We start from the raw sequence: 10,871 nt of genomic DNA on the forward strand, positions 1-10,871 counted from the left end.
AGTTATTTTCTTTTCTTCTTTCCCTTTTTTGCTTTTTTGGCTAATCTCTTCCTAAATCTTTCTACCCTCCCCATGGTATCAACAATTTTATCTTTTCCAGTATAAAAAGGGTGACATTTTGAACAAATCTCTATTTCAATAAATTCTTTAGTTGAGCCAATAGTAAAAGTATTTCCGCAAGCGCAGCGAACCTGGGCATTTGGATAATATTTTGGGTGGATGTTCTTTCTCATAAATTCCTATAAAGTATCAAAATAAATACACATTTTATCCTAACAGAAATTCTTTTTAAAATCAACTCTTTATCAAACTCCTTGATTAAATATCGAAATAATAGTATATTTAAAATTGATTTAACATGGCAAAAGTTAAAGAAAAAAAGAAAGAATTTAATATCGATTTAGAAGAGATGGCCAAATCCGGAGTTCATCTTGGTCACCGAACCTTTCGGATTCATCCTAAGATTGAGCCTTATCTCTTGGGAGTAAGGAATAATATCCACATTATTGACCTTGAAAAAACGGCTGAAAAATTAAAAGAGGCCTTAAAATTTATTCAGGAGATTAAAAAAGAAGGGAAGATTTTACTTTTAATTGGAACAAAAATTCAATTTAGAGATTTAGTAAAGAGTATCGCTAAAGAGTGCGGCCTACCCTATGTCTCAGAAAGGTGGTTGGGAGGGACTTTTACTAATTTCGAGACTATTTTAAAAAGAATAGAGTATTTCAAAGATTTAGAAAGAAAAAAAGCCGAAGGAGAATTAGAAAAATACACTAAAAAAGAAAAATTGAAAATTGATAAGGAACTTCAAGATCTCAGAGTAAAGTTTGAAGGAATAAAAAAATTAACTCAACTCCCCGATGCCATTCTTGTTTTAGATATGAAAAAAGATGAGTTGGCTATTAAAGAGGCAAAAAAGAAAGGAGTAAAAATCATTGGAATAGCCCATACCAATATTGATCCAAATTTAGCTGATTATCCCATTCCAGCTAATGATGATGCGATTCCATCAGTAAAGTATATTTTAGAGAAAGTAAGAGAAGCGATACTAAGTGCAAAACTCAAAACGCAAAGCGCAAAAAAATAACAAGTTTCTTTCATTTTAACATTCTAACATTTGAACATATAAACATTTTGGATTAAATTTTGTTAGAATATTAAGATGCTAAAATGTTAAGATGGTTAATATCGATCGGATTAGGCAATTAAGAAAAGAGACCGGAGTTTCAATCCAAGAATGTAAACGGGCCTTAGAAGAGACCAAGGGGGATTTAGAAAAAGCAAAGGGAATTTTAAAGAAGTGGGGACAGGATTTCGCTGGGAAAAAGGCTGAAAGAGAGACAAAAGAGGGGATTATTGAAAGTTATATCCACCCAAATAAAAAAATTGGGGTAATAGTGGAATTACATTGTGAATCAGATTTTGTAGCCAGATCGGAAAATTTTCAAAAACTGGCTCATGAGTTATGTCTCCAAATTGCTGCTATGAAACCATTATTTTTGAAAGAGGAGGATATTCCTGATGAATTTTTAGCCGGAGAGCGAAAAATTTATCAAGAACAATTTAAAGACTCGGGCAAATCTCAAAAAATAATCAATCAGATTATTGAGGGAAAACTTAAAAAATACAAAGAAGAAATCTCTTTGACGTCACAACCTTGGATAAGAGATGAAACAAAACAAATTGAGAATTTAATTAATGAGTATATTGCCCATTTGGGAGAAAATATTATTATAAAAAGATTTGTTCGCTACGAAATTTAAAATAAAGAATTATGGTAGAGTTAATAGCTACAGTAGTCTTATTTGGTAGCCTCATTGGGATGGGGGTAATTTTGACACGGAAAATTCCGGTTTTAAGAAAATTACCAGAAATCGAAACAAGAGGCTTTGATTTGGAAAATAATTTCCTGAGACTAAAAGAAAAGGTTAAAACTTTAAATCCTTTTAAAAATTTTTCAACTGAAATCTTCCTACAAAAAATACTTTCAAAAATTAGAATTTTAACCTTAAAGACCGAGAGTAAAACCGCTACCTGGCTTCAAAAATTGCGAGAAAGATCTCAGAAAAAGAAAATGGAAGAAAATGACGATTATTGGGAGGAGTTAAAAAAATCAACTAACCAAGAAGAAAAACTTGAATAAAATTTTGCCGGGATAGCTTGGCGGTACCCCGCACTGTAGCAAAGCTAAGTGCGGGGCAAGGAGCAACGTTTAGCCGCCTTAGCTTAGTGGTAAAGCAGTGGTTTTGTAAACCACTGACGCGGGTTCGATTCCTGCAGGCGGCTCAGAAGGTTGGAGGTCTGTCCCATGTACACTGAGCAAAGCGAAGTGTTGTACGGGGTTCGCCCCGTCATCCGACGGGGCGCCCAGTTGAATAACTGGGCGAATCCGACCGCCGGCTTTCAAATTTTTGAATTATGAAAATAGCAATTGGCAGTGATGAAAAAACTTATTTAACCGATTTTGTAATTGAAGAGTTAAAAAAACGAAGATATGAAATAGGAATGTTTGGTGCCTTGACATCCGGTGAAAAAACATCTTGGCCAGAAGTAGGTAAATTAGTAGGAGAGAAAGTAGCCAGTAAAGAATACGATCAAGGAATCCTGTTTTGCTGGACAGGTACCGGAGTCTCAATTGCCGCTAATAAAATTCCCGGAATCAGGGCAGCTCTTTGTTTTGATGCCGAAACAGCTAAAGGGGCAAGAAAATGGAACGATGCCAATGTTTTAGTTATGAGCCTTCGCCTCACTTCCGAAAATGTTGCAAGAGAGATACTCAACGCTTGGTTTAGTTCTGAATTTGACGAAGGAAAAATCGATAGGATAACAAAGTTAAGAGAAATTGAGCAGAAATATTCGAGGTCCTAAAAAGGAAATAAAATGGAGATAAAAAGGGAATTAGATTATTTAAAAAAAGAAATAGATGAAAGACTAAAACTTTATTTTGAGAAAAAAATTAAAGAAACTAAAAAGATTTCTCCAATAATTTCCAAAATGGTAGCTGATATTGGAGAATTTATTTTGAGGGGAGGCAAAAGGATTCGGCCAATTTTTTTCCATTATGGCTACTTAGCTGCAGGTGGTAAAAATAAAAAGGAAATTTTAGATGCTTCCCTTTCCATTGAGATAATCCACAATTATATCCTTATTCACGATGATATCATTGACCGCGATGAATTTCGGCGAGGAAAACCAACAATTCATCAAAAATATAAAAAAATTTACCGGAAAATTTCTAAAGAAGCTAAGCATTTAGGGATTTCAGCCGGAATTGTGACAGGTGACTTAACTTCCCTTTTTGGTTATGAAATCTTAACTAAATCGAAATTTCCCGAATCGCTTAAACTTAAAGCCTTAGAGAGACTCAGTCAGATATTAATCGATGTATTTATTGGAGAAATACTGGATGTATTTTTGGGAATATCGCGTCAACTTAAAAAAGATGAGATCTTTAAAATTTTGGAATACAAAACTGCCAGATATACAATTGAAGGGCCCTTGCATTTAGGAGCAATCTTGGCTGGGGCTGATCAAAGGTTATTAAAGGAATTAACAGATTATGCTATTCCTTTGGGTATTGCTTTTCAAATCCAAGATGATATTTTAGGAATATTTGGAGACAAAAAAAAGACTGGCAAGCCCTTAGGTTCTGATTTAAAAGAAGGAAAGCAAACCCTTTTGATTTTTAAAGCTAAAAAATCAACTAATCAAAAACAGAGAAAAATTATTGATCGAGCTTTAGGAAACCCTCATTTGACTAAAAATCAATTAGAAAAAGTTAGAGAAATTATTATTAAAACTGGTTCTCTTAATTTTTCTCAAAATTTAGCTAAGGAACTGGTTTTAAAATCAAAAACCTCAATCAGAAAATCAATTTTCCCTTTTTTAGTAAAAGAATTTTTAATTGGAATTTCAGATTATATAATTGAGAGGGAAAAGTAGGACTTGACAGGCTTTTTGGATCTGGTAAAATGAAAATAGAAAGAAATGTTAAAAATTTTTGAAAAATGAGATAAAATAGATCAAAAAGCGAAGATATCTGAACTAAACCACGAAATATCTTCGTGGTTGTTTATTAAAAAAGCACATTAAAAATCAGTTTTTTAGAGTTGCCTCGAAAAAATATTTATTTTGAGGATTTGATCCTAGTCCAGGATGAACGCTGGCGGCGTGGATAAGGCATGCAAGTCGAGGGACGCATTGCTTTGCAATGCGGACCGGCAAACGGGTTAGTAATACGTGGGTAACGAACCCTAGAGACGGGCATAACTCGTCGAAAGGCGAGCTAATTCCCGATGGTTCCTCTACCATATAAATGGTAAAGAATAAAAGGAAGTCGTAAGACAACCGCTCTAGGATCGGTCCGCGGCCTATCAGCTAGCAGGTAGGGTAATGGCCTACCTGGGCAATGACGGGTAGGGGAGATGAGAGTCTGTTCCCCAACACTAGCACTGAGACACGGGCTAGACTCCTACGGGAGGCAGCAGTCGAGAATATTGGTCAATGGGGGAAACCCTGAACCAGCGACGCCGCGTGCTCGAAGAAACCCTTCGGGGTGTAAAAAGCTTTTCTGGAGGAGGAACCTTCGGGTGACAGTACTCCAGGAATAAGCGGGTGCTAATTCTGTGCCAGCAGCAGCGGTAAAACAGGACCCGCAAGCGTTATCCGGATTTATTGGGCGTAAAGGGTCCGTAGGCGACTAGGTTAGTCTCTAGTTAAAGACCCAGGGCTTAACCTTGGGGATGCTAGAGATACTGCCTGGATAGAGGGCGCTAGGGGTGGATAGAACGCTCGGTGTAGGGGTGAAATCCGTTGATATCGAGCGGAATACCAAAAGCGAAGGCATTCCACTGGAGCGACCCTGACGCTGAGGGACGAAAGCGTGGGGAGCAAAAAGGATTAGATACCCTTGTAGTCCACGCTGTAAACGATGGACACTGGCTATCTGAAGTGTCGACCCTTCAGGTGGCGAAGCTAACGCGTTAAGTGTCCCGCCTGGGAAGTACGGCCGCAAGGTTGAAACTCAAAGGAATAGACGGGGACTCACACAAGCGGTGGACCATGTGGCTCAATTCGACGATAAACGAAGAACCTTACCAGGGCTTGACACCCGCCTGAAAACTTTCCGAAAGGAGAGTCTTCTTACAAGGACAGGCGGGCAGGTGCTGCATGGTTGTCGTCAGCAGGTGCCTTGAGGTGCTCCCTTAGATGGGGAAACCTGCGCAACCCTTACCCTATGTTTTATTTGTCATAGGGAACTGCCTGAGACAATCAGGAGGAAGGTGAGGATGACGCCAAATCAGCATGGCCCTTTGATGCCCTGGGCTGCACACGTGGTACAATGGCCGATACAATGGGTTGCCAAGCCGTAAGGCGGAGCTAATCCCATCAAAGTCGGTCTCAGTTCGGATTGAGGTCTGCAACTCGACCTCATGAAGCTGGAATCGCTAGTAATCGCCAATCAGCCATGTGGCGATGAATATGTTCCTGAGTCTTGTACTCACCGCCCGTCACGTCAAGCGAGCTGGGAATACCCGAAGTTCCGCGTCTGACGCGGGCCTAAGGTGGGCTCAGTGAGAGGGACGAAGTCGTAACAAGGCACGGGTAGGGGAACCTGTCCGTGGATCACTTCATTTAATTTTTAGTGCCGACTATAGTTGAAGTCTGGAATTCGGATTTTAACCATAGGGTATTGATCGAACATCCTAAAGATCGATCTTTCCTTCTTCGCTCCTTTGTGGAGCTTCGAAGGATCCACCGTAGCCCTTGGCAAAGGTGGACGAGGCAACTCTAAGAAACTGAAAAAAAACGGCTTTGGCCGATTTTTTTTGCTTGATTTTTAATTTCCATTTGCTAAAATATTACTGTGGTCTAGGACGGGAGTTTCCGCAGGGCTAAGAACTCTCGCGTCCCAACCAAAATTGTTTTATAATCTGGAAAAAGATATAAATATGCCAATTTCAAAAAAATTACTCAAATTTTTAGAGAAAGCTAAAATTAAATATGAGAAAATTCTTCACAGGACAGTTTATACTGCCTATGATAAAGCTCAAACCTTAAAAGTTCCCGAGAAAATCGTTGGAAAAACCTTAGTAATGAAATTTGATAGAGATCCAGCCGTTATCTTGATTCCAGCGAATAAAAATCTTGATAAAGGAAAATTTAAAAAATTGGTTAACAAGTTTCTTAAAAAAGCGGATAAAAAACCAGTAAAAAAAATTAATTTTGTAACCGAAAGATGGATGAAGAAAAATCTCAAGGGAGTAAAGGTTGGAGCAATTCCTCCTTTCGGAAGTTTATGGCAAATGCAAACTTTTATTGATAAATCTTTTTTAAAAAATCCAAAAATTATTTTAAATGCCGGAGATTATAATTGGTCTATAAAGATTACACCAAAATCCTTTAAAAAATTAATACCTGATTTAATAACTGGAAATATTAGTAAGAAAAGAAAATGAAATTTCGATGTATTATCGAATTTTCTCTAAAATTTATGAAATGGGAGCAAAAAAGATGTGCAAGGATTGTGAAGATTTTATTGAAAAGGGCTCGAAAATTCTTGATTTAGGATGTGGATCAGGAATAGTAGCTAAAAATTTTCGAGATTTTTTCAAAGCAGAGATTATTGGGGTGGATATTAAAGATAATAGAGTGCTTGATATCCCTTTTAAAATTATCGATGGGAAAAATCTCCCCTTTAATGACCATTTTTTCGATATAGTTTTGATAAGTTATGTTTTGCATCACTCCCGGGATCCAGAAAGACTATTAAAAGAAGCAAAAAGAGTTTCCAAAAAACTTATCATTTACGAGGATTTACCAGAAGGAATTCTCTCGAAATTGAGATGTCGGCTTCATCAAATTACTTTTTTTGGAGGAGAAAGAAAAAAATTCCATTTTAAGACAAAAGATGAATGGAAGAAAATTTTCAAGAAACTTGGCCTTAAAATTATTGAAAAAAAGCGGGTTTTTTCCCCATTTGATTGGATTGACCCAGTAAAGAGATTCCTCTTTGTTTTAGAAGCAACTTAAACATTATGGGCACGTAGTTCAATGGTAGAACATCTTTCTGATAAAAAGAAGGTCGTAGGTTCGATTCCTTCCGTGCCCACCAAGGGCCTGTAGTTTAGTGGTAGAATACCTCATTTGCAATGAGGAGATCGCGGGTTCGACTCCCGCCGGGTCCATTAATTAGAGGAGGGTAAAAGTTTTCCACAGGGACGATTTTCTTTATTTTTGCTATGCTATAATAAAATAATTCCTTAAATTTTAAAGGTCGAGAAGTTTCTAAAAATAGATTTTAAAATTATATAATGGTTCAAGATTTGTATACGATAACTTATCAGGCTTTGCTGGATCTCTGGAAAGGGGTTTTGTCATTTATTCCCAATCTTTTGGCAGCTATCGTAGTTTTAATCATCGGCTGGTTGATTGCTGAGGCAATTGGAAGATTAATAGCTAGAATTTTGATTCAGTTGAGACTTAATAAGCTTTTTGAAAAAGCTGATTGGAGAGAGGCCTTAGAAAAAGCAGATATAAAGGTAAATCCGGCCGAATTTATTGGAGCAATTTGCAAATGGATTTTAGTTATTGTTGTCTTATCGATTACAGTGGAGATTTTAGGTCTTAAAACGTTTGCCATATTGTTAAATGAGTTAGTTGCTTGGCTTCCTAATTTAGTTGTTGCTATTGTTATTTTTGTGGTGGCTGTAATTGTGGCTGATCTTTTAAATAAGATCATCAGGGCAAGCGTAAAAAAGATTGGGGTAAAATATGCTGGATTTTTAGGGATGGCTGTTCGCTGGGCAATTTATATTTTTGCCGGACTGGCGATTTTACTTCAGTTAGGAGTTGCTCCAAGCCTTATCAATGCTTTGGTAATGAGTTTTCTTGGAATGATTGCTTTGGCTTTGGGATTGGCCTTTGGTCTGGGCGGAAAAGAGGCGGCGGCAAGGTTGATAGAGGATTTAAGAGAAAAAATTTCTGAGCAATAATTTTTTTCATAAATACCTTTAGGAAAGGGTGGCAGTAAAACCGAGGCAAATATTTGCCGAGGGTGAGCGCCATGGAGGGAAAACCTTGGTTTTCCCTATGGGGAGCCGAGCACCGAAGGTGCGAGGCGACTAAGGCCTTGACAACTGTTTTTGATTTGCTAAAATAAAAAGTAGTATGGAAAGAAAAAATTCCATTTTGAATAAAGGAAGTGGTTAAAATCTTCGAATTTTACATATTCGAAAGTTTTAAAACCGCTTCTCAAAGCGGTTTTCACTTTAAAAAGAGTTCATTGAAAAATAAATAATTGGTGGTTATTAATTGCTAGCCAAGAATTGCATTTTAAGGGCGGATGGTGGATGCCTTGGGATATCGAGGCGATGAAGGACGTGGCGTGACTGCGATAAGCCTCGGGAAGGTGTCTAGCAACCTTTGATCCGGGGATTTCCGAATAGGGAAACCTGTTTCGACGATGAGTCGAAACAGTCCGGTCGAATGACCGGACGGCTAACCCGCTGAAGTGAAACATCTCAGTAAGCGGAGGAAAAGAAAACAATTCTAGCTTTTTAGCTTGTAGCTTTTTAGCTTGTTATTTTTCTTTTAATATTGCTAAGAAGCTAATTTCCTAATAAGCTAATAAGCTAGGTCATTCCCTTAGTAGCGGCGAGCGAAGAGGGAAAAGCCCAAACTCCATTAGATATGAAAATTATCTAACGGGGGGTTGTAAGAAAATATTGTCGGGGGCATTTCTGGTGCACAGGAATGTTCTTGAGGGAGAGCACTTAGGTAAGGTCTCGTTAGTTGAATGACCCTGGAAAGGGCAACCAAAGAGGGTAAAAGTCCCGTAAATGAAAACGACTTTACGCTCCTTGATATTTCTCTTGAGTACCATCGGGAACGAACGCCCGGTGGGAAGCAGGCCGGACTACCGGCCAAGGCTAAATACTCGATATCACCGATAGTGAACCAGTACCGTGAGGGAAAGGTGAAAAGTAGCCCGGTAAGGGCGGTGAAATAGAACCTGAAACCATCTCGCTCACAAGGAGTCGGAGCCCCTTCCTTTCGATCGAAAGGAAGGGGTGACGGCGTGCCTATTGAAGAAGGAGCCAACGAGTTTATCTATTTCCTTAGTCTAAGGGCTTTCGGCCTGGAGGCAAAGGGAAACCAAGTGTTAAAAGCGCGAGAAGGGGATAGATAAGACCCGAAGCCAAGCGAGCTTGCCATGGCCAGGGTGAACCTCAGAGAAATCTGAGGGGAGGCCCGAACCCGTGGATCGTGCAATATCCTGGGATGAGCTGTGGTAAGGAGTGAAAAGCTAATCGAGCTTGGTAATAGCTGGTTCTCCCCGAAATAGCTTTAGGGCTAGCGCCCGTTCAAATTTCCAGGGGTAGAGCACTGGAAAGAATATCGTGGGATTTTCTCAGGTATTCTTACTAAACTCCGAATACTGGAAACTTTTGGCGGGTAGTCAGACTGTGGGGGCTAAGCTCCATAGTCAAAAGGGAAACAGCCCAGATCTTCATCTAAGGTCCCAAAATTTAAGCTAAGTGGTAAAGGAAGTGGGATTCCTTTGATAGTTAGGAGGTGAGCTTAGAGGCAGCTATCCTTTAAAAAGTGCGTAATAGCTTACTAACTAAGGAGTTCTGCGCCGAAAATTCAACGGGGCTAAAGCTTAGTACCGAAGATAAGGACGCCATGAGTTTTTCTCAATGGCGTGGTAGGGGAGCGTCCCTCATCTAGTGAAGGTAAGCCGTGAGGCTTGCTGGAAGGTGGGGGAGTGAAAATGTTGGCATGAGTAACCGCAATCAGGGTGAAAACCCCTGACACCGAAAGCCTAAGGTTTCCTTGGCAATGACAATCAACCAAGGGTTAGGCGGGCCTAAGGCGAATCCGAAAGGAGTAACCGATGGACAGCCGGTTAATATTCCGGCCCTCGCGCATCATTTTCAGACGATAACGAAGGTTAGTAGTTTGGGTGGTTTATTGGATTACCATTTATATCCTAAGGAGAAATCCAAGGGAAATGAGAAGTCAGAACTTCGGTTCTGGCAACTCAAATGAGCAGCCTTCCCAGAAAAGTCGTTTGAAAGTTAAATGGTGGGCGATCCGTACCGCAAACCGACACAGGTAGGCAGGCATAAGAGTGCTAAGGTGAACGGGTGAAACCTCGTTAAGGAACTCGGCAAAAAAGCAGGCGTAACTTCGGGAAATGCCTTGCCGCGTCTAACGCGGCCGCAGCGAAAGTACCCCTGGCGACTGTTTATCAAAAACACAGGTCCCTGCTCAACTCGTAAGAGGATGTATAGGGGCTGAGGCCTGACCAGTGCTGGAACGTTAATCTCGCCGGTCTCGCGATTTATCGTGGGGCTGAGTGGGTGAAGCGCCAGTAAACGTCCGCGGTAACTATAACCGTGTTAAAGTAGCGTAACCCCTTGTCAGGTAAGTTCTGACCCGCATGAAAGGTTTAACGACTGGGGGACTGTCTCAACGAGGTGCCCGGTGAAAATGCAATGAGGGTGAAGACGCCCTGTACCTGCGGCTAGACGGAAAGACCCCGGGAGCTTTACTGTAGTCAGGTATTGAATTTTGGTTTTAGATGCGTAGCGTAGGTGGGAGACTTTGAAATCCGCCTTTTGGGGCGGATGGAGTCGCCGATGAAACACCACCCTTTTAAAGCCTTGGTTCTAACCCGCCGTAGAGCGGAAACAGTGCCTGACGGTCAGTTTGAGTGGGGCGCTCGCCTCCCAAAAGGTAACGGAGGCGCTTAAAGGTCGGCTAACCAAGGATGGAAATCTTGGTGGTCGGACAAAGCCATAAGCCGGCTTTACTGCAAGAGGGATATCTCGCGCAGTTGGGAAACCAGAACTTAGTGAACCGAC

9 protein-coding genes, 3 tRNA genes and 2 rRNA genes are annotated in these 10,871 nt (G+C 40.1%); 13 read left to right on the top strand and 1 reads right to left on the bottom strand.

Annotated features, from left to right (window positions below; all coding sequences use genetic code 11):
• Positions 1-2 precede the first annotated feature (2 nt).
• The gene (gene rpmE, locus KJA15_00975) at positions 3-233 is read right to left on the bottom strand and encodes a 50S ribosomal protein L31 (GenBank protein ID MBZ9571900.1); all 231 of its coding nucleotides are present in this window, start codon (positions 231-233) and stop codon (positions 3-5) included.
• Positions 234-358: 125 nt separating this feature from the next.
• Here rpmE and rpsB point away from each other — a divergent pair, with 125 nt between their 5' ends.
• The 13 genes from rpsB to KJA15_01040 all read left to right on the top strand — a co-directional run.
• Positions 359-1,087, top strand: a complete 729-nt coding sequence (gene rpsB / locus KJA15_00980) for a 30S ribosomal protein S2 (protein ID MBZ9571901.1) — start codon at positions 359-361, stop codon at positions 1,085-1,087.
• Between the two features lie 91 nt (positions 1,088-1,178).
• Positions 1,179-1,763, top strand: a complete 585-nt coding sequence (gene tsf, locus KJA15_00985; protein MBZ9571902.1) for an elongation factor Ts — start codon at positions 1,179-1,181, stop codon at positions 1,761-1,763.
• Positions 1,764-1,774: 11 nt separating this feature from the next.
• Entirely contained in the window at positions 1,775-2,143 is a 369-nt protein-coding gene (locus tag KJA15_00990; GenBank protein MBZ9571903.1) for a hypothetical protein, read from the top strand.
• Positions 2,144-2,215: 72 nt separating this feature from the next.
• A tRNA-Thr gene (locus KJA15_00995) sits at positions 2,216-2,286 on the top strand.
• Positions 2,287-2,418: 132 nt separating this feature from the next.
• Positions 2,419-2,868 (top strand): RpiB/LacA/LacB family sugar-phosphate isomerase, encoded by a 450-nt coding sequence (locus tag KJA15_01000; protein MBZ9571904.1) that lies wholly within the window; start codon positions 2,419-2,421, stop codon positions 2,866-2,868.
• Between the two features lie 12 nt (positions 2,869-2,880).
• A complete protein-coding gene (locus tag KJA15_01005; protein ID MBZ9571905.1) occupies positions 2,881-3,942 on the top strand; it encodes a polyprenyl synthetase family protein in 1,062 nt (353 codons plus the stop codon).
• 185 nt (positions 3,943-4,127) lie between these two features.
• A 16S ribosomal RNA gene (locus KJA15_01010) occupies positions 4,128-5,636 on the top strand.
• Between the two features lie 315 nt (positions 5,637-5,951).
• Complete coding sequence (locus KJA15_01015) at positions 5,952-6,458, top strand: YbaK/EbsC family protein (protein ID MBZ9571906.1); 507 nt, start codon at positions 5,952-5,954, stop codon at positions 6,456-6,458.
• Between the two features lie 40 nt (positions 6,459-6,498).
• Positions 6,499-7,032: a class I SAM-dependent methyltransferase gene (locus KJA15_01020; protein ID MBZ9571907.1), complete on the top strand. Its 534-nt coding sequence runs from the start codon at positions 6,499-6,501 to the stop codon at positions 7,030-7,032.
• A 7-nt stretch (positions 7,033-7,039) separates the two neighbouring features.
• Positions 7,040-7,114 (top strand) — tRNA-Ile (locus KJA15_01025).
• A 1-nt stretch (position 7,115) separates the two neighbouring features.
• A tRNA-Ala gene (locus KJA15_01030) sits at positions 7,116-7,187 on the top strand.
• A 126-nt stretch (positions 7,188-7,313) separates the two neighbouring features.
• Positions 7,314-7,994, top strand: coding sequence for a hypothetical protein (locus KJA15_01035; protein MBZ9571908.1), 681 nt, complete (start codon positions 7,314-7,316; stop codon positions 7,992-7,994).
• A gap of 330 nt (positions 7,995-8,324) precedes the next feature.
• Positions 8,325-10,871, top strand: a 23S ribosomal RNA gene (locus tag KJA15_01040); the annotation flags it as partial.

The organism is Patescibacteria group bacterium (genome assembly GCA_020148145.1).
Classification (GTDB): Bacteria; Patescibacteriota; Minisyncoccia; order Minisyncoccales; family JAHCRE01; genus JAHCRE01.